The organism is Martinezella lusitana, from assembly GCF_014207095.1.
In the GTDB taxonomy this organism is placed as follows: domain Bacteria; phylum Pseudomonadota; class Alphaproteobacteria; order Rhizobiales; family Rhizobiaceae; genus Rhizobium; species Rhizobium lusitanum_B.
Map to the genome: position 1 here is coordinate 699,053 of NZ_JACHBG010000001.1, position 18,466 is coordinate 717,518.

Genomic DNA, 18,466 nt, shown 5'->3' on the forward strand with positions numbered 1-18,466 from the left:
GGGCTTTGCCGGACATGGGTCCGACCGAGCTCCATCGGGCAGGGGAAACACCTCGCTGCCCGGGGGAAGACGAAAAAGGCACCAACATGGGTCTGCAGGCTCTTTTTTTCTACATCTTCGCCTTTGTCGCTGTGGCGTCGGCGTTCATGGTTATCTCGGCGCGGAATCCGGTCCATTCGGTCCTGTTCCTCATCCTGGTTTTCTTTAACGCGGCCGGCCTCTTCCTGCTGATGGGGGCTGAATTCCTGGCGATGATCCTGCTGGTCGTTTATGTCGGCGCCGTGGCGGTTCTCTTCCTCTTCGTCGTCATGATGCTCGATATCGATTTCTCCGAGCTCAGGGCAGGCATTCTGGAATATGCACCGATCGGCGCATTGATCGGTGTCATCCTCGCCGCCGAGCTGATCGTCGTCATCGGCGGCAGCGTGATCTCGCCGTCGATCGCCAAGACGGTCGCCATGCCGATCCCGGCCGTGACGACCCGCACCAACACCGCCGCCCTCGGCGACGTGCTTTATACCAACTACGTTTACTTCTTCGAGATCGCCGGCCTTGTTCTGCTGGTCGCGATGATCGGCGCAATTGTCCTGACGCTGAAGCATCGCACGCACATCAAGCGCCAGAATATTTCCCAACAGGTCGCCCGCACGCCCGCGACCGCCGTCGAGGTGGTCAAGGTCAAGCCGGGGCAGGGCGTCTGAGGCGAGGCACGAGGATCAAAGGAACAAGAACATGGTCATCGGACTTTCCCACTACCTGACGGTTAGCGCCATTCTCTTCGTGCTCGGCGTCTTCGGTATTTTTCTCAACCGAAAGAACGTCATCATCATCCTGATGTCCATCGAGCTCATTTTGCTCGCGGTCAACATCAACATGGTCGCTTTCTCGTCGTTCCTCAACGACATCGTCGGCCAGGTCTTTGCTCTGTTCATTTTGACCGTCGCTGCGGCTGAAGCCGCGATCGGTCTTGCAATTCTCGTCGTCTTCTACCGTAACCGCGGTTCCATCGCGGTCGAAGACGTCAACGTGATGAAGGGCTGATACAGCTATGTTTTTATATAAGGCTATCGTCTTTCTTCCCCTGATCGGCGCAATCATCGCCGGCCTTTTCGGCCGTGCGCTAGGCGCCAAGGCTTCGGAATACGTCACCACGGGTCTGATGATCATCGCTGCGGTGCTGTCCTGGGTCGCTTTCTTTACCGTAGCGCTCGGCCATACCGACGGCGCGATCAAGATTGAAGTCCTGCGCTGGATCCAGTCCGGCGGCATCGACGCTTCTTGGTCGCTGCGCGTCGACACACTGACCTCCGTGATGCTGATCGTCGTGAATTCGGTTTCGACCCTGGTTCACGTCTACTCGATCGGATACATGCATCACGATCCGCATCGTCCGCGCTTCTTCGCCTATCTCTCGCTCTTTACCTTCGCCATGCTGATGCTGGTGACCTCCGACAATCTCGCCCAGATGTTCTTCGGCTGGGAAGGCGTCGGTCTGGCCTCCTATCTGCTGATCGGCTTCTGGTTCAAGAAGCCGTCCGCCTCCGCAGCGGCGATCAAGGCCTTCATCGTCAATCGCGTCGGCGACTTCGGCTTCGTTCTCGGCATTGCCGGTGTCTTCGTCCTCTTCGGCTCGATCAATTTCGATGTGATCTTCGGCAACGCCCAGAGCTTTGCAGCAGGGCAGGGCGGTCAGTCGACCGATGTCGTTCTCAACTTCCTCGGCATGCATCTCGACCGCGGCCACGCGCTGACAGCGGTCTGCCTGCTGCTCTTCATGGGCGCGATGGGTAAGTCGGCGCAGTTCCTGCTGCACACCTGGCTTCCGGACGCCATGGAAGGCCCGACCCCGGTTTCGGCGCTCATTCATGCCGCAACCATGGTCACCGCCGGCGTCTTCCTCGTCGCCCGCATGTCGCCGATCTTCGAACTGTCGCAGGATGCGCTTACCTTCGTCACCATCATCGGCGCGATCACCGCCTTCTTCGCGGCGACCGTCGGCCTCGTGCAGAACGACATCAAGCGCGTCATCGCCTACTCGACCTGTTCGCAGCTCGGCTACATGTTCGTCGCCCTCGGCGTCGGCGCTTACGGTGCTGCCATCTTCCATCTGTTCACGCACGCCTTCTTCAAGGCTCTACTGTTCCTCTGCGCCGGCTCGGTCATCCACGCCGTCGATGGTGAGCAGGACATGCGCCATATGGGTGGACTGCGCACGCACATCAAGAAGACCTACTGGATGATGATCATCGGCACGCTGGCGATCACCGGTGTCGGCATTCCGTTCTCGCCGATCGGCTTTGCAGGCTTCTTCTCGAAGGATGCGATCATCGCGGCTTCCTACACGTCGCATAACCCGGCCTCGGGCTTTGCCTTCACGCTGTTGGTCATCGCCGCGCTTTTCACCAGCTTCTACTCCTGGCGCCTGATCTTCATGACCTTCTTCGGCAAGCCGCGCGCTTCGCACGAAGTCATGCATCACGTGCATGAATCGCCGAATGTCATGCTGATCCCGCTCTATCTGCTGGCGATCGGCGCCGTCTTCGCCGGCTGGTACTTTCATGACTACTTCGTCGGTCACGATTATGAAGAATTCTGGAAGCACGCGCTGTTCACGCTGCCGGACAACAAGATCCTTGAGGAGATGGAACATGCTCCGCATTGGGTCGAGCTCAGCCCGTTCATCGCGATGATCGTCGGCTTCGTCACCGCTTGGTATTTCTACATCAAGTCGCCGGAAACGCCGCGCAGGCTCGCGCAGCAGCAGCGTCCGCTCTACGAGTTCCTGCTGAATAAGTGGTACTTCGACGAACTCTATGACTTCCTCTTCGTCCGCTCCGCCAAGGCTCTTGGCCGCTTCCTGTGGAAGAAGGGTGACGTCGGGGTCATCGACACCATCGGCCCGAACGGCATCGCCGCCCGCGTCGTCGATGTCACCAACCGCGTCGTGCGTCTGCAGACCGGCTACCTCTATCACTATGCCTTCGCGATGCTGCTCGGTATTGCAGCCCTCGTTACCTGGATGATGCTCGGGAGTTCCCTCTGATGACCGATTGGCCCATTCTTTCAACGGTCACGTTCCTGCCGCTGGTAGGCGTCCTTCTCCTGCTGTTCACGCAGGACGAAGGCCCTAACGGCCGCCGCAACATCCTGAACATTTCGCTTGCGACCACGGTCTTCACCTTCATCGTATCGCTGTTCATCTGGATCTGGTTCGACAATGCCAATCCGGGCTTCCAGATGGTCGAAAAGCACCAGTGGCTGACCAGCGGCATCAGCTATCACATGGGCGTCGACGGCATCTCTATGCTGTTCGTCATCCTGTCGACCTTCCTGATGCCCTTCTGCGTGCTCGCAAGCTGGCTCTCGGTCGAGAAGCGCCTGAAGGACTACATGATCGCCTTCCTCGTCCTCGAGACGATGATGATCGGCGTGTTCGTGTCGCTGGACATCGTGCTGTTCTACGTCTTCTTCGAAGCCGGCCTCATCCCGATGTTCCTGATCATCGGCGTCTGGGGCGGCAAGGATCGCGTTTACGCCAGCTACAAGTTCTTCCTCTACACGCTGCTCGGCTCGGTGCTGATGCTGCTCGCCATCATGGCGATGTACTGGCAGGCCGGCACGACCGACATCCAGGCGCTGCTGCAGTACAAGTTCCCGCCGCAGATGCAGACGTGGCTATGGCTGGCATTCTTCGCCTCCTTCGCGGTGAAGATGCCGATGTGGCCGGTTCATACCTGGTTGCCCGACGCGCACGTTCAGGCGCCGACGGCAGGCTCGGTCATCCTGGCAGGCGTTCTCTTGAAGCTCGGCGGCTACGGTCTCATCCGCTTCTCGCTCGGCATGTTCCCGAACGCTTCGGAATATTTCGCGCCGCTCGTCTTCGCGATGTCCGTCATCGCCATCATCTACACCTCGCTGGTGGCGCTGATGCAGGAAGACATCAAGAAGCTGATCGCCTACTCGTCGGTTGCTCACATGGGCTACGTGACGATGGGCATCTTCGCGGCCAACCAGCAGGGCGTTCAGGGCGCGATCTTCCAGATGTTGTCGCACGGCATCGTCTCCGGCGCGCTCTTCCTTTGCGTCGGCGTGATCTATGACCGCACCCATACCCGCGAAATCGCTGCTTATGGCGGTTTGGTCAACAACATGCCGAAATATGCCGTCGCCATGATGGTCTTCACCATGGCCAATGTCGGTCTGCCCGGCACCTCCGGCTTTATCGGCGAATTCCTGACCCTGATCGGCGTCTTCCGCGCCAATACCTGGGTTGCGCTCTTCGCCGCCACCGGCGTCATCCTGTCGGCTGCCTATGCGCTGTGGCTCTACCGCCGCGTCATTTTCGGCGTGCTGGACAAGGAGAACCTGAAGAAGCTCCTGGATCTGTCGCCGCGTGAACAGCTGATCCTCTATCCGCTGATCGCACTCACGATCCTCTTCGGCGTCTATCCGGCTCCGATCTTCGATGCCACAGCCGCTTCGGTGGATCTGCTGGTCAACAACTATACCGCTGCCCTGCACGCTGCGCAGAATATTGCGCTGTCGATGAATTGATGACGGGACCTATTCGACATGACTGCTGACACAATTCTTGCAAGCCTGCATCTTTCCATTCCGGAGATCATCCTCGCGGTCGGTGCACTTGCGTTGCTCATGATCGGCGTCTTCTCGGGCGAGCGGTCGGGGCCGACGGTCACCGGTCTTGCCATCGCGCTTCTCGCGGCGGCAGGTCTCTGGATCATCTTCGTGCCGGGTGAGGGGCTTGCCTATGGCGGCGCCTATCTGGCCGATGGCTTCTCGCGTTTCATGAAGATCGTCGCCCTGGTCGGCTCGATCGTTGCGATGTTCCTCAGCATGGGGCATGCGCGCGAGCAACAGCTCGATCGTTTCGAGTTCCCGGTTCTGCTCGTTCTAGCGACCCTCGGCATCCTGCTGATGATCTCGGCGCACGACCTGATCTCCCTCTACCTCTCGCTGGAGCTGCAGTCGCTGGCACTCTACGTCGTGGCCGCCATCAATCGTGACAGCGTGAAGTCCACCGAAGCCGGCTTGAAGTACTTCGTTCTCGGTGCGCTTTCCTCCGGTATGCTGCTCTACGGCATGTCGCTGGTCTACGGCTTCACCGGCCACACGACCTTCGACGCCATTGCCACGGCCCTCAGCTCGGAGACCCGTTCGCTCGGCCTCGTTTTCGGCTTGGTCTTCGTTCTCGCCGGCTTGGCCTTCAAGATCTCCGCCGTTCCGTTCCACATGTGGACGCCGGACGTTTACGAAGGCGCTCCGACCCCGGTCACGGCCTTCTTTGCCGGTGCGCCGAAGGTTGCTGCCATGGCGATCCTGACCCGCATCGTGGTCACGGCTTTTCATCCAGTGCTTGCCGACTGGCAGCAGATCATCGTGTTCATCTCGATCGCTTCGATGCTGCTCGGCTCCTTCGCCGCGATCGGTCAGCGTAACTTCAAGCGACTGATGGCTTATTCGTCGATCGGTCACATGGGCTATGCGTTGGTGGGCCTTGCCGCCGGCACCAAGACGGGCGTCTCCGGCGTCATGATCTACATGGTGATCTATATGGTGATGACCCTCGGCGTCTTCGCCATCATTTTGGCGATGCGCCGCAAGGATGGCCGTCAGGTCGAAACGATCGAAGATCTTGCCGGTCTTTCCGCGACCAACCCCTTCATGGCGGTCGTGCTGACGGCGCTGATGTTTTCGCTGGCCGGCATTCCACCGCTTGCGGGCTTCTTCGGGAAGTACTTCGTCTTCGTCGCTGCTATCCAGGCGCATCTCTATGCGCTCGCCATCATCGGCGTTCTGTCGTCGGTCGTTGGTGCTTACTACTATCTGCGCGTCATCAAGGTGATGTGGTTTGACGAAGCCAAGGATGAATTCACGCGCACGGCTGGTTCGCTGCGCTTGGTCTTCGGCCTTTCCGGCCTGTTCGTCATCACTTACGTCTTCTTCGGTGGCGTAATCGGCGGTGCTGCCGATCTGGCAGCCGCGACGCTGTTTTGATGGCGTCTGACATGAATAGCCGGAAGTCGCTCGCCGACTTCCGGCATGATGCCCTTTCAGAGACTTCCTCTACAAACAGCGTGTGCCTGGAAAGGGCACGCTCTGGCGATATCGGAAACCTTTGGGTGACCGCCGAGCGCCAGACAGGCGGACGTGGCCGTCGCGGGCGTCCATGGGTCTCGGAACCAGGCAATCTCTACGCATCCCTTCTTTTGATTGATCCCGCGCCGATGGATCGTCTCGGCTCCTTGCCGCTGGCGGTTGCTGTTGCCGTGCATCAGTCCGTGCGCAGCGTGCTGCCGCTGGCCGCCGAGCCGGCCGAAATCAAATGGCCCAACGATATCCTGATCGGTCGCAAGAAGACCTGCGGCATTCTGATCGAGGGAGAGGCGTTGGCGGATGGACGCTATGCACTCGTCATCGGCATCGGCATTAATGTCACGACCACGCCGGACAATCCAATGTATCCTGTGACGAGCCTGCGCCAACAGGGCTCGATGGTTTCGGCTGAGGAGCTGTTTGCTCATCTCTACGCCGCGATGGCCGAGATGCTGGCCGTTTGGAACAAGGGCGAAGGCGTGCGCGAGGTCACAGCCCGCTGGCGCGAGGCCGCCTGCGGGATCGGTGAAAAGATCACGGTGAACTTGCCTGACCGGTCGATTTTGGGCCAATTCGTCGGAATCGATGATAATGGCTTGTTGATGCTCAAGACCGAGGACGGCAGGATCATGCCGATCGCGGCGGGCGATGTTTTTCTTAGATAATGGTTGGGAACGAAATGGCGAAGCAAGACGAATTGGTGTTCCTGCCACTCGGCGGCGTCGGCGAGATCGGTATGAATCTCGCGCTGTACGGCTATGGTCCGCCGGAGCATCGTCAGTGGATCATGGTCGATTGCGGCGTGACGTTCCCGGGGCCGGATTTGCCGGGTGTCGACCTGGTGCTGCCCGATATCCGTTTCCTGGCCAAAGAGCGCAAGAACCTCAAGGGTATCATCATCACCCATGCGCACGAGGATCACTACGGCGCGCTGAACGATCTTTGGCCCGGTCTCAATGTTCCCGTCTACGCGTCCGCTTTCACGGCCGGGCTTCTCGAGGCCAAGCGCGACTATGAAAAGACGATGGGTGAGATTCCGATCACGCCCTTCAAGGCTGGCGATCGCATCAATGTCGGCCCCTTCGAGATCGAAGGCGTCGCTGTCAATCATTCGATCCCGGAACCGATGTCGCTGATGATCCGCACGCCGGTCGGCAATGTCATCCATACCGGCGACTGGAAGATCGATCACGAACCGTCGCTTGGCCCCCTGACCGACGAGACGCGCTTCCGTCAGCTTGGTGAAGAAGGCGTGCTGGCGCTGATGTGCGATTCCACCAATGCGCTCCGCGACGGTGTTTCGCCTTCGGAGAAGGACGTTTCCGAAAGCCTGCGCAAGATCATCGAGGATGCCGAGGGACGCGTGGCGATCACAACCTTCTCCTCGAATGTCGGCCGCATTCGTACCGTCGCCGAGGCTGCGGAAGCCGCCGGTCGCGAAGTGCTGCTACTAGGTAGCTCGCTGAAGCGCGTCGTCGATGTCGCCCGCGATGTCGGTCTCATGGAGGGCATCAAGCCATTCATCGCCGAGGATGAATATGGTTATATTCCGCGCGACAAGGTCGTAGTCATTCTCACCGGCAGCCAGGGAGAGCCGCGCGCGGCTCTTGCGAAGCTGGCGCGAGATGAAATGCGCAATGTCGCACTGGCTGCAGGCGATATTGTCGTCTTCTCCTCGCGTGCCATCCCCGGCAATGAGAAGGCCATTCAGGATATCAAGAATGGCCTGATCGAGCAGGGCATACATATCGTCACGGATGCCGAAGCGCTCGTTCACGTGTCGGGGCATCCCCGCCGCAACGAGCTGCAGAAAATGTATGAGTGGACGCGACCGAAGATCGTCGTTCCCGTTCACGGCGAGGCAACGCATCTGACCGCGCACAAGGAGCTGGCGGAGCAAAGCGGTATCTCCGTCGTGCCGCGTGTGCGCAATGGCGATATATTGCGCCTCGCGCCGGGGCCGGCTGAGGTCGTCGGTGAAGCGCCGCATGGGCGCATCTTCAAGGATGGCACGCTGATCGGCGATTTCGACGAGATGGGCATCGGCGAGCGCAAGAAGCTTTCCTATGTCGGCCATGTCGCTGTGAACGTTGTGCTCGATGCGCGCTACGATATCGTCGGCGATCCGGATGTCGTGCCGATCGGTCTGCCGGCCTATGACGACGAGGGCGACGAAATGGAAGATACGCTTTTCGATGCTGTCGTCAGCGCCATCGAAAGCATTCCCCGCGCGCGCCGCAAGGATCTCGACATGTTGCAGGAAGCCGCTCGCCGCGCCGTGCGCGCTGCGGCCAATCAGGGCTGGGGAAAGAAACCCCTTGTAACTGTTTTCGTGACGCGCACCGGCGGCTAACATTCGCCATCGGGAGCAATTCCGGCAAGAGTTTGCCGCGACGGAGCGTCGTGTCGAGCATGAACAGGGAGAGAGGCATGTCCATTGCTCCTTTTGGAGCGGAGATGCCTGAGGTGGAGAAGAGATCCATGCTTAGACGCATCAATCATGTTGCGCTGGCCGTTCCGGATATTGCAACGGCTTCAAAAGCGTATGGCGAGACGCTTGGCGCAGTGGTGTCTGCTCCCCAGGCACTGCCAGAGCACGGTGTCACGGTCGTTTTCGTCGAGCTGCCGAATAGCAAAGTGGAGCTGCTGGAGCCGCTCGGCGAGGCCTCGCCGATTGCTGCTTTCCTTGCCAAGAATCCGGATGGCGGCATGCATCACATCTGCTACGAGGTCGCCGATATCCTTGCAGCGCGCGATCATCTGCTTGCCGCCGGCGCTCGAGTGTTGGGGAATGGCGAGCCAAAGATCGGCGCGCATGGCAAGCCGGTGCTCTTCCTCCACCCGAAGGATTTCTTCGGTACGCTGATCGAGCTTGAGCAAGTGTGACATTAAAGCGCTCGAAGCATGCTTGGAAAGGTGGTGGCTTTGCCCCTATAAGCAGCTTGGAAGAGGAGAAGACGAGCAGGCTCGTCTCCGGAGCAATTCCAGAAAGAATACGCAGCTGCTTTCTGCCCGGAATTGCTTGAAACAATGAGGTCGAACGGTTCGGAGCATCCGCAAGGGCGCTAGACCGTTCTGAGGGAGTGCTATGGCCCAGCAGATTGCAGCGAGCTTCGCGGTTTATTTCGTCATCTGGTGGATTACGCTTTTTGCCGTCCTGCCGTTCGGTTTGCGCACGCAAGCGGAGGACAAGAACGTGGTCCTCGGGACGGTTGAAAGCGCGCCTACGAAGTTTCGCGCCGGAAAGGTGATTTTCTTCACGACGCTGGTATCGGCCCTTATCTATGGTGCCTGGTATATCGCTTCGCATTATTTCGGCCTGAGTATCGACTCCATCCCGAAAATCGTTCCCAGCTTCGATAAATAACGGCATCGAATCCGCTGACGCGGCGCGCGAATTCTACTTGCCCTGCAATCGCCTTCAATTCGTCACACGCCTGTCATCTGCGTGAAGCAAAGAGGCGGCGGGCATGGTTGTGACGTGCCGCTGGCGAAACCACGAGTACTTTGCAAATCTGCGGCAGGGGCATGGTCTGGCTGAGTAAAAGCCAAAAAAAAACAAGGCTATAAGCCTTGTTTTAAAGTATCGCGTGATCCTTATCCGTTACCGGGGCAGCGAGCAAGCGCGCCTAAGATCTGATCCTCCCAAGACTTGACCGCGAAACGGCAAGAATTTAACCTTCCTGCCTCTTTTGTAAGCTAAAATTAGCTCAATCATTGGGCTTTGTCATCCTTTTTTTTGCTTTTTTGCTACAGCGGCGCAGAATTTTTCTGTTGACAGATTTTCGTCTTAAATCCTTATAAACGCGCGTTTTTTCGAAATTGGGAAAATACGCCGCATTGCCTGTGTCCTCAGGCGTTTGCCTAAATCCCGTCATAGAGAATGCGGGTTTCCTTCCTGCGCCGAAGCAGTTATGAACTGCGTCAAGTACATAAATTGCTAACGATTCCGCATAGAGCGGATCGTCAAACCATGTGGAACAAGCGTCATGCGTCTGTCTCGTTACTTCATGCCTATTCTGAAGGAAAATCCTAAAGAGGCTGAAATCGTTTCTCATCGGCTTATGCTTCGCACAGGCATGATCCGTCAGCAGTCGCAAGGCATCTATTCTTGGCTGCCACTGGGCAAGCGCGTGCTCGACAAGGTCAACAAGATCATCCGCGAGGAGCAGAACCGCTCCGGCGCCATCGAGTTGCTTATGCCGACGCTGCAGTCGGCCGAGCTTTGGCAGGAAAGCGGCCGCTACGATGCCTACGGTAAGGAAATGTTGCGCATTAAGGACCGGCAGGACCGGCCCATGCTCTATGGCCCGACCAACGAGGAGATGGTCACCGACATCTTCCGGTCCTACGTCAAATCCTACAAGGACTTGCCGCTGAACCTCTATCACATTCAGCTGAAGTTCCGTGATGAGATTCGTCCGCGCTTCGGCACCATGCGCTCCCGCGAGTTCATGATGAAGGATGCCTATTCCTTCGATCTCACGCAGGAAGACGCCGTCCATTCTTACAATAAGATGTTCGCGGCCTATCTGCGCACCTTCAATCGTCTAGGCCTGAGGGCTATCCCGATGCGCGCCGATACCGGCCCGATCGGCGGCAATCTCAGCCACGAATTCATCATTCTTGCCGATACCGGCGAGTCGGAAGTGTTCTGTCACAAGGATTTCGTCAATTTCGACATTCCGGGCGAAGACACGAATTTCGACGATGTCGCCGGCCTGAAGGGCATCTTCGACAAGTGGACGTCGGTCTATGCCGCCACCTCGGAAATGCACGACGAAGCCGCCTTCAACGCCATTCCCGAAGGCGATCGTCTGTCGGCGCGCGGCATCGAGGTCGGTCACATCTTCTACTTCGGCACGAAATATTCCGAGCCGATGGGCGCGAAGGTGCAGGGTCCCGACGGCAAGGAACATGCTGTCCACATGGGATCTTACGGTATTGGCCCGACTCGCCTTGTTCCCGCCATCATCGAAGCATCGCATGATGAGAACGGAATCATCTGGCCGGATTCGGTCGCGCCGTTCGATGTTGTCGTTATCAACATGAAGGCCGGCGATCAGGCTTGCGATGAAGCTTGCGAGACGATCTATGCCGCGTTGTCGAAGGCCGGCAAGGACGCGCTGTACGACGATCGCGATGAGCGCGCCGGAACGAAGTTCGCGACGGCCGATCTGATCGGTGTGCCCGTGCAGATCATCGTCGGCCCGCGTTCGATCGCGAACGGCGAAGTGGAAGTAAAGGACCGCAAGACGGGCGCTCGTGAAACGATGACGGTCGAAGCGGCAATCAAGCGGCTGGCAGGCTGATAGCCTCTAGATAGGATGGAAGGCGAATGGCGGTGAATGCGGCAGTGGAACAGCAGGAAAATTCGTTCAAGGCCAGCCCATCGTCTCGCCCATTTTCCGGCTTCGAACGGCTTGTCGCCTGGCGCTATCTCCGCTCCAGGCGCAAGGAGGCGTCGATTTCGGTGATTGCCGGCTTCTCGTTGGTCGGCATCATGCTCGGTGTTGCGGCGCTGATCATCGTCATGGCTGTCATGAACGGCTTTCGCGCGGAGCTTATCAAACAGATCCTCGGCTTCAACGGTCACGTTGTCGTGCAGCCGATCGATTCGCCGCTGAACGACTATGCTGACCTAGCGAAGAAGTTTAGCGCAATTCCCGGCATTACCATGGCCCTGCCGCTGGTTGAGGGGCAAACCCTGGCGTCGGGTCGGGGAGGCTCAGGTACCGGTGCGCTGGTGCGAGGTATCCGTGCGGAGGACCTGACCAAGCTCAAGACTGTCTCGGACCACGTCGTCGCCGGCGACATGGTTGGCTTTGCCTCAGGGCAGGGTGTGCTTGTCGGGTCACGTCTTGCGCGGCAGTTGGGGCTGACCGTAGGCGACCAGATCACGCTGACGGCGCCGGATGGCGACGTCACCCCCTTCGGCGTCAACCCACGCGTCAAAGCCTATACCATTTCCGGTCTTTTCGAGGTCGGCATGTCGGAATATGACTCCTCCGTCGTCTTCATGCCGCTTGAGGAATCGCAGATATTTTTCAATGCGCAGGGGATCGTCGAGAAAATAGAGCTTTTCGTCAGTAATCCCGATGACGTCGATGATCTCAGGCCGAAGGTCGAGGCGGCCGCTGGCCGGCAAATATTCCTCACTGACTGGCGGCAGGTCAACGAGACCTTCTTCACCGCGCTGAAGGTCGAGCGCAACACCATGTTCATGATCCTGACGCTGATCGTTCTGGTGGCGGCGCTGAACATTATTTCCGGCCTGATCATGCTGGTGAAGGACAAGGGCAGCGATATCGCCATCCTGCGTACCATGGGCGCGTCCTCCGGCTCGATCATGCGGATCTTCTTCATGGCGGGAGCGGCCATCGGTGTCGTCGGCACTTTCGCCGGTGTGTTGCTCGGTGTCTTCGTCTGCCTGAACATCGAATCCGTGCGTCAGTTCTTCTCCTGGATTTCGGGCACCGTGATCTTCAATCCGGAGGTCTACTTCCTCAGCAAGCTGCCGGCCGACATGAATATGAGCGAGACCATCTCCGTCGTCGTGATGGCTCTGACGTTGTCTTTCCTTGCCACGATCTTTCCGGCCTGGCGTGCTTCGCGGCTCGATCCGGTGCAGGCGTTGCGCTACGAATAAGGAACCCGCATTTGATGAAACGCAACGTCGTTCTTCAGCTCTCTGGCGTGGAGCGTCATTACGGGCAGGGTGAGACGCGCCTGTCGATCCTCAAGGGCGCCGATTTCGCTCTGCGCAGTGGCGAGATGGTGGCGCTGGTCGCCCCCTCCGGCACCGGCAAATCGACGCTCCTGCACGTGGCCGGCCTCCTCGAGCACCCGGATGGTGGCGAGGTCTTGGTCAACGGCCAGGCATGCGAAAAACTGTCCGATGACAAGCGCACTGCAGTTCGCCGCAGCGAGATCGGCTTCGTATATCAGTTCCATCATCTGCTGCCGGAGTTTTCGGCGCTCGAAAACATCATGATGCCGCAGCTGATCTCCGGGCTCTCGCGCAAGGATGCCAGCGTCCGGGCTGCGCAGCTTCTCGACTATATGCGCATCGGTCACCGCGCCGACCATCGCCCAGCCGAATTGTCTGGCGGCGAGCAGCAGCGCGTCGCGATTGCTCGCGCCGTTGCCAACGCACCCTTGGTGCTGCTGGCCGACGAACCGACGGGCAATCTCGACCCAGCGACCGCACACTATGTCTTCGACGCTCTTGAAGCCCTGGTGCGCCAATCGGGCCTCGCTGCGCTAATCGCCACGCACAATCATGAGCTTGCCGCCCGCATGGATCGCCGTGTCACCTTGAGCGAAGGCAAGGTGGTCGAGGTCTGATCGCTCGTTACGGAACGATCAGACCGCCGCGATAATCCAGTTCGTAAGCCTTGCGGCCATTCACCATGATGGCCTCGTGACCGATGAAGTGGTCGCAATTGCCGGTGCTTCGATCGACGTATCGACCGAAGGCGTGTTCGAACTCGTACTCGCCGAGGAAGCGCTTCTCATCGAGGTAAAGCCGTAGCAAGGCGGCCTTGATGACCATGCCGGCCCGATGTCCATCGATCAGATCGTGTTCGATGATGTGGCCGAAATAATTCATCGCCCATACTGGCTGATCGTCATGCCAGACCACCTCTTGCCCGGAAAAATCCGTACCGCCGAAATAGCTGTCGAGATAGCGCCAGCGGCTGCTCGCATAACCGATGTCATGTGAGCCGCTTCGGCAGGATGGCATCCTTTCGCCATCGCCGACATAGGTTTCGGCCTTGGCGTTGACAATGAAATCGTTCAGCTCGGCAAGATCCGGCATGACCCTCTCCAATTTTGGTGAGCGGCCAGAATGCCATCGGCTGCAGCATTTGTAAAGAACAAAAAGAGAACATTGGTGACTACTTGCCGCTATCGCACGCCTTCTGGCCGAAGTCGTCCTGCCAGTCCTGGATGGTGACGGTCCTGGCTTCCGCCTTCTGATTTTTGCCGTCCTTCGTCACCTTGCCGGTCAGCACGTTGTAGTCGCAGCTATGGCTATCATCGGGATTGAGGGTGTCGCGGGATCCGTAGGTGTAACCGGCGACCACAAAGCTGTTGTTGCGATAGGCAAGCGTCAGCGTCTGCTGCCAGCGGTCGCGCCCGACGCTGTCGTTCTGCGAGACGATGGCGATCGAACCGTTCGGCAAGGCTGAGATCGACGGTTCCTGACCGACGATACCACCAGGCTCGACGCTACCCCATATCTTGTGCGGCGCGCTTGCGACCAGCTTCAGGAGGGAATGTTCGTCGTCGCGCAGATAGATATAGATGCCGATCGGGTTGTCTGCATCGTCACCCGCAGGGGGTGCCACGAGGAGGGCGAGATCCGGCTTGCCGTCCTTGTTCCAGTCGCCGATCGCCGCGTCGACGATGCGGCCCGGCGGGATGGTATCTTCCGCACGAGCGGCACTTGCAGCCGAAAGCAGAATGAGCGCGCGGGCAACTGATTTCATGGTGATCCCTCCGTTTGTCCCTGCATAGCGTCCGGCCGCTACTGCGTCTATCGGCAGGCAAAAAGCTGAGCGATGAAATTTATTGACGCATCTATTGACTCTGGAACAGAAATAGAACAAAAAAGAAACATAACGAGTAAGGAGCGCGTAAATGACCGATATCATTCGAGACGTTGCAGCATTCACCTCAATCGTGATGTTCGTCGCCAGCTTTTCCCTCATCATGATGGCGATGTGAGTTTTCCCCTCTATGCACATGCTGCTTCCGTATTTGACGGGAGCAACTTCTGGACTTTATCCTCCGTAATGCAGAAAATGCCGCCGATTCATCTAGGCATGCGGAAGGGTACGAAATGGCGGATATGAGTGGCGGCGGCGCAGCGGTTGCGCCGGTCGATGGCTTGCCGGAGTTCGTGCACCTTCGGGTTCATTCAGCCTATTCGCTGTTGGAAGGCGCTTTGCCGCTCAAGAAGATCTTGGCGAAGGCGGCGGGCGACAAGCAGCCTGCCATTGCCATCACCGATACAAACAATCTCTTCGTCGCACTGGAATTCTCGCAGAAGGCGATGGACGAGGGGCTGCAGCCGATCATCGGCTGCCAGGTGTCCATCGACATGGAGGATGGCGGCGAGGGCGACAAGCGCGGGCCGCAGCAGGCCCTTGCCAAACTTCCTTCGATCGTTCTGCTGGCCGCAACCGATCAGGGCTACGAGCGCATCGTCGATTTGGTCAGCCGTGCCTATCTTGGCGGTGAGGGCAATGGCGCTGTCCATGTCACGACGTCCTGGCTGGAAGAGATTGGTACGGAGGGCGTGATCGCCCTTACCGGCTCCTTGAACGGGCCGGTCGATATGGCCCTGAAGGAGGGGCACGCAGCGCAGGCGCTCTCCCGGCTTCTTACGCTGAAGAGGCTGTTTGGCGATCGGCTCTATGTAGAATTGCAGCGCCATGGTACCTATGATCGCCGTCATGAGCACAAGATGCTTTCGCTGGCCTACGAGCATGAGCTTCCGCTGGTTGCCACCAACGAGGCCTTTTTCCCGACGCGTGACGATTACGATGCCCACGACGCCCTGATGGCGGTCGCGCACAACGCCATCGTCTCGGACGATACGCGCTTCCGCCTGACGCCGGATCATTATCTGAAGAGCCGGGCCGACATGGCCAAGCTCTTCGCCAATCTGCCGGAAGCGTTGGAAAACACTGTCGAGATCGCCCGGCGTTGCTCCTTTGTCCTGAAGACCCGCAAGCCGATCCTGCCGCGTTTCACTGGCGCGACGGACGATGCCGAAGAGGCGGAACGCGCAGAGTCGGCGGAATTGCGTGCGCAGGCAGTCGAAGGGCTCGACCAGCGCCTAGCCTCGCTCGGCATGGCGCCAGGTTACGAAGAAAAGGAATATCGCGACCGGTTGGAGTTCGAGCTCAGCGTTATCGAGCGCATGAAATTCCCCGGCTACTTCCTGATCGTTGCCGACTTTATCAAGTGGGCCAAGCGCCATGATATTCCGGTTGGCCCCGGCCGCGGCTCGGGTGCGGGCTCGCTGGTCGCCTATGCGTTGACAATCACCGACGTCGACCCACTGCGCTTTTCGCTGCTATTCGAACGCTTCCTCAATCCAGAACGTGTCTCGATGCCGGACTTCGACATCGACTTCTGCCAGGATCGCCGCGAAGAGGTGATCCGCTACGTGCAGGCCAAGTACGGCCGTGAGCAGGTGGCGCAGATCATCACCTTCGGTTCGCTGCAGGCGCGCGCTGCGCTTCGCGACGTCGGCCGCGTGCTGGAAATGCCCTATGGCCAGGTCGACAAGATCTGCAAACTCGTGCCGAACAACCCCGCCAATCCGACCCCGCTCAGTAAAGCCATCGAAGAGGAGCCGCGTCTTCAGGAAGAGGCGGACAAGGAGCCGGTCGTCGCCCGCCTTCTGGATATCGCCCAGAAGATCGAAGGTCTTTATCGTCACGCTTCCACGCACGCCGCGGGTATCGTCATCGGCGATCGTCCGCTGTCGAAGCTGGTGCCGATGTATCGCGATCCGCGCTCCGACATGCCCGTCACCCAGTTCAACATGAAATGGGTGGAGCAGGCCGGCCTCGTGAAGTTCGACTTCCTCGGCCTGAAAACGCTGACGGTGCTGAAGACGGCGGTCGATTTCGTCGCCAAGCGCGGCATCTCGATCGATCTCGCCAGCATTCCACTCGACGATAAGCCGAGCTATGAGATGCTCTCTCGCGGCGAAACGGTCGGCGTGTTCCAGGTGGAAAGTGCCGGTATGCGCAAGGCACTCATCGGCATGCGCCCGGACTGTATCGAGGACATCATCGCCCTGGTGGCGCTCTACCGTCCGGGTCCGATGGAGAACATTCCGGTCTATAATGCCCGCAAGCATGGCGAGGAAGAGATCGAATCGATCCACCCGAAGATCGATTACCTGCTGAAAGAGACGCAGGGCGTCATCGTCTACCAGGAACAGGTGATGCAGGTCGCCCAGGTTCTCTCCGGCTATTCGCTCGGCGAAGCCGACCTTCTGCGCCGCGCCATGGGTAAGAAGATCAAGGCGGAGATGGACCAGCAACGCGAGCGCTTCGTGGATGGCGCCATCAAGAATGGTGTGTCGAAGGGGCAGTCGGATGTCATTTTCGATCTGCTCGCCAAATTCGCCAACTACGGCTTCAACAAGTCGCACGCGGCCGCCTACGCCATCGTCTCCTACCAGACCGCCTATATGAAGGCCCACTATCCGGTTGAGTTCCTGGCAGCGTCGATGACGCTCGATATGGCCAATACTGAAAAGGTCAACGATTTCCGCCAGGACGCCAAGCGCCTCGGAATTGAAGTCATTGCGCCATCGGTCCAGGCGTCCTTCCGTCATTTCCAGACTGGTGAGAACCGCATTTATTATGCCCTGGCTGCCATTAAGGGCGTCGGCGAATCTGCGGTCGAGCATATCGTCGAGGTACGCGGCGACCAGCCCTTTGCCGGGATCGAGGATTTCTGCCTGCGCATCGATCCCAAGCAGATCAACCGCCGTGTTCTCGAAAGCCTGATCTGCGCCGGCGCCTTCGATTGCTTCGACATCGACCGCGCCCAACTGATCGCTGGCCTAGATCGCATCATGGGCTACGCGCAGGTCGCGCAGGAAAACAAGCGCAGCGGCCAGCACGACATGTTCGGCAGCGCCGCCTCCGGGCCGGAGAAAATCTCGTTCCCGCCCTATACGCCATGGCTGGCCTCTGAGCGCCTGCTGCGCGAATTCCAGGTGCTCGGCTTCTACCTGACGGCCCATCCGCTCGACACCTACAAGAGCGTGCTCGACAAGATGCGTGTACAGCCCTTCGCCGATTTCTCCGCGGCGGTGAAACAGGGCGCCAGTAACGGCCGCCTGGCAGGCACGGTCATCTCGAAGCAGGAGCGCAAGACGCGCACCGGCAACAAGATGGGCATCTTCGTCTTCTCGGACGCTTCCGGCCAGTTCGAAGCCGTGCTCTTCTCGGAAGTGCTCAACCAGTATCGTGACGTCCTGGAAGTCGGCAAATCCTTCGTCATCACCGCCCAGGCGGATGAGCGGCCGGAAGGCATCAGCCTGCGCCTTCAGACCGCGCAATCGCTGGAGGAAAAGTCGCTGCAGATGCAGAAGGCGCTGCGTGTCTATATCCGCGATTCCGGGCCGCTGAAGGCAGTCGCCGCACATTTGAATGCCAAGGGCGACGGCCTCGTCTCCTTCATCGTCATCAAGGAGGAAGGTATGCGCGAGGTGGAAGTGGCATTGCCGGAGAAGTATCGCATCACGCCGGAAATCGCCGCCGCGTTACGCACGGCACCGGGCGTGATCGATGTCGAGCTTGTCTGACACAGG

Annotated in this window: 15 protein-coding genes; 13 read left to right on the plus strand and 2 right to left on the minus strand. The window is 59.0% G+C overall.

Going from position 1 to position 18,466, the window contains the following annotated elements; all coding sequences use genetic code 11:
• The first annotated feature begins 86 nt into the window (after positions 1 to 86).
• The 12 genes from GGD46_RS03370 (at position 87) to GGD46_RS03425 (ending at position 13,461) form a co-directional block, all read left to right on the plus strand.
• Positions 87 to 701: an NADH-quinone oxidoreductase subunit J gene (locus GGD46_RS03370; RefSeq protein ID WP_184701800.1), complete on the plus strand. Its 615-nt coding sequence runs from the start codon at positions 87 to 89 to the stop codon at positions 699 to 701.
• Positions 702 to 732: 31 nt separating this feature from the next.
• Positions 733 to 1,041 carry an NADH-quinone oxidoreductase subunit NuoK gene (nuoK, locus tag GGD46_RS03375; RefSeq protein WP_004122490.1) on the plus strand — a complete coding sequence of 103 codons (309 nt, stop codon included), beginning with the start codon at positions 733 to 735 and terminating at the stop codon, positions 1,039 to 1,041.
• A 7-nt stretch (positions 1,042 to 1,048) separates the two neighbouring features.
• Positions 1,049 to 3,043, plus strand: coding sequence for an NADH-quinone oxidoreductase subunit L (gene nuoL / locus GGD46_RS03380; protein ID WP_184701802.1), 1,995 nt, complete (start codon positions 1,049 to 1,051; stop codon positions 3,041 to 3,043).
• Positions 3,043 to 4,554 carry an NADH-quinone oxidoreductase subunit M gene (locus tag GGD46_RS03385; protein ID WP_184701804.1) on the plus strand — a complete coding sequence of 504 codons (1,512 nt, stop codon included), beginning with the start codon at positions 3,043 to 3,045 and terminating at the stop codon, positions 4,552 to 4,554. Before nuoL ends, GGD46_RS03385 begins: the two co-directional genes overlap by 1 nt.
• Positions 4,555 to 4,572: 18 nt before the next feature.
• The gene (gene nuoN, locus GGD46_RS03390) at positions 4,573 to 6,015 is read left to right on the plus strand and encodes an NADH-quinone oxidoreductase subunit NuoN (RefSeq protein WP_184701806.1); all 1,443 of its coding nucleotides are present in this window, start codon (positions 4,573 to 4,575) and stop codon (positions 6,013 to 6,015) included.
• Positions 6,015 to 6,779, plus strand: a complete 765-nt coding sequence (locus GGD46_RS03395) for a biotin--[acetyl-CoA-carboxylase] ligase (RefSeq protein ID WP_184701808.1) — start codon at positions 6,015 to 6,017, stop codon at positions 6,777 to 6,779. The genes nuoN and GGD46_RS03395 overlap by 1 nt, the downstream gene beginning before the upstream one ends.
• Positions 6,780 to 6,793: 14 nt before the next feature.
• On the plus strand, positions 6,794 to 8,467 hold the full coding sequence (locus GGD46_RS03400) for a ribonuclease J (protein ID WP_184701810.1): 1,674 nt from the start codon (positions 6,794 to 6,796) through the stop codon (positions 8,465 to 8,467).
• Positions 8,468 to 8,595: 128 nt separating this feature from the next.
• Complete coding sequence (mce, locus tag GGD46_RS03405) at positions 8,596 to 9,000, plus strand: methylmalonyl-CoA epimerase (protein ID WP_184701811.1); 405 nt, start codon at positions 8,596 to 8,598, stop codon at positions 8,998 to 9,000.
• Positions 9,001 to 9,202: 202 nt separating this feature from the next.
• Positions 9,203 to 9,481 carry a DUF1467 family protein gene (locus GGD46_RS03410; protein ID WP_184701814.1) on the plus strand — a complete coding sequence of 93 codons (279 nt, stop codon included), beginning with the start codon at positions 9,203 to 9,205 and terminating at the stop codon, positions 9,479 to 9,481.
• 622 nt (positions 9,482 to 10,103) lie between these two features.
• Positions 10,104 to 11,426, plus strand: coding sequence for a proline--tRNA ligase (gene proS, locus GGD46_RS03415; protein WP_184701816.1), 1,323 nt, complete (start codon positions 10,104 to 10,106; stop codon positions 11,424 to 11,426).
• Between the two features lie 26 nt (positions 11,427 to 11,452).
• Positions 11,453 to 12,763, plus strand: a complete 1,311-nt coding sequence (locus GGD46_RS03420; RefSeq protein WP_184701818.1) for a lipoprotein-releasing ABC transporter permease subunit — start codon at positions 11,453 to 11,455, stop codon at positions 12,761 to 12,763.
• 14 nt (positions 12,764 to 12,777) lie between these two features.
• Positions 12,778 to 13,461: an ABC transporter ATP-binding protein gene (locus GGD46_RS03425; RefSeq protein ID WP_184701819.1), complete on the plus strand. Its 684-nt coding sequence runs from the start codon at positions 12,778 to 12,780 to the stop codon at positions 13,459 to 13,461.
• A gap of 7 nt (positions 13,462 to 13,468) precedes the next feature.
• Here GGD46_RS03425 and GGD46_RS03430 read toward each other — a convergent pair whose 3' ends face one another.
• Complete coding sequence (locus GGD46_RS03430) at positions 13,469 to 13,936, minus strand: DUF5680 domain-containing protein (protein WP_184701821.1); 468 nt, start codon at positions 13,934 to 13,936, stop codon at positions 13,469 to 13,471.
• Positions 13,937 to 14,015: 79 nt separating this feature from the next.
• The gene (locus GGD46_RS03435) at positions 14,016 to 14,609 is read right to left on the minus strand and encodes a hypothetical protein (protein WP_184701823.1); all 594 of its coding nucleotides are present in this window, start codon (positions 14,607 to 14,609) and stop codon (positions 14,016 to 14,018) included.
• Between the two features lie 353 nt (positions 14,610 to 14,962).
• On the opposite strand from GGD46_RS03435, the gene dnaE reads away from it, so the two are divergent.
• Positions 14,963 to 18,460 (plus strand): DNA polymerase III subunit alpha, encoded by a 3,498-nt coding sequence (dnaE, locus tag GGD46_RS03440; protein ID WP_409527658.1) that lies wholly within the window; start codon positions 14,963 to 14,965, stop codon positions 18,458 to 18,460.
• The last annotated feature ends 6 nt before the right edge of the window (positions 18,461 to 18,466 follow it).

Coding starts and splice junctions, on each gene's coding strand:
- GGD46_RS03370 (WP_184701800.1), top strand. CDS start 87: ATGGGTCTGCAGGCTCTTTTTTTCTACATCTTCGCCTTTGTCGCTGTG.
- nuoK (WP_004122490.1), top strand. CDS start 733: ATGGTCATCGGACTTTCCCACTACCTGACGGTTAGCGCCATTCTCTTC.
- nuoL (WP_184701802.1), top strand. CDS start 1,049: ATGTTTTTATATAAGGCTATCGTCTTTCTTCCCCTGATCGGCGCAATC.
- GGD46_RS03385 (WP_184701804.1), top strand. CDS start 3,043: ATGACCGATTGGCCCATTCTTTCAACGGTCACGTTCCTGCCGCTGGTA.
- nuoN (WP_184701806.1), top strand. CDS start 4,573: ATGACTGCTGACACAATTCTTGCAAGCCTGCATCTTTCCATTCCGGAG.
- GGD46_RS03395 (WP_184701808.1), top strand. CDS start 6,015: ATGGCGTCTGACATGAATAGCCGGAAGTCGCTCGCCGACTTCCGGCAT.
- GGD46_RS03400 (WP_184701810.1), top strand. CDS start 6,794: ATGGCGAAGCAAGACGAATTGGTGTTCCTGCCACTCGGCGGCGTCGGC.
- mce (WP_184701811.1), top strand. CDS start 8,596: ATGCTTAGACGCATCAATCATGTTGCGCTGGCCGTTCCGGATATTGCA.
- GGD46_RS03410 (WP_184701814.1), top strand. CDS start 9,203: ATGGCCCAGCAGATTGCAGCGAGCTTCGCGGTTTATTTCGTCATCTGG.
- proS (WP_184701816.1), top strand. CDS start 10,104: ATGCGTCTGTCTCGTTACTTCATGCCTATTCTGAAGGAAAATCCTAAA.
- GGD46_RS03420 (WP_184701818.1), top strand. CDS start 11,453: ATGGCGGTGAATGCGGCAGTGGAACAGCAGGAAAATTCGTTCAAGGCC.
- GGD46_RS03425 (WP_184701819.1), top strand. CDS start 12,778: ATGAAACGCAACGTCGTTCTTCAGCTCTCTGGCGTGGAGCGTCATTAC.
- GGD46_RS03430 (WP_184701821.1), bottom strand. CDS start 13,936: ATGCCGGATCTTGCCGAGCTGAACGATTTCATTGTCAACGCCAAGGCC.
- GGD46_RS03435 (WP_184701823.1), bottom strand. CDS start 14,609: ATGAAATCAGTTGCCCGCGCGCTCATTCTGCTTTCGGCTGCAAGTGCC.
- dnaE (WP_409527658.1), top strand. CDS start 14,963: ATGGCGGATATGAGTGGCGGCGGCGCAGCGGTTGCGCCGGTCGATGGC.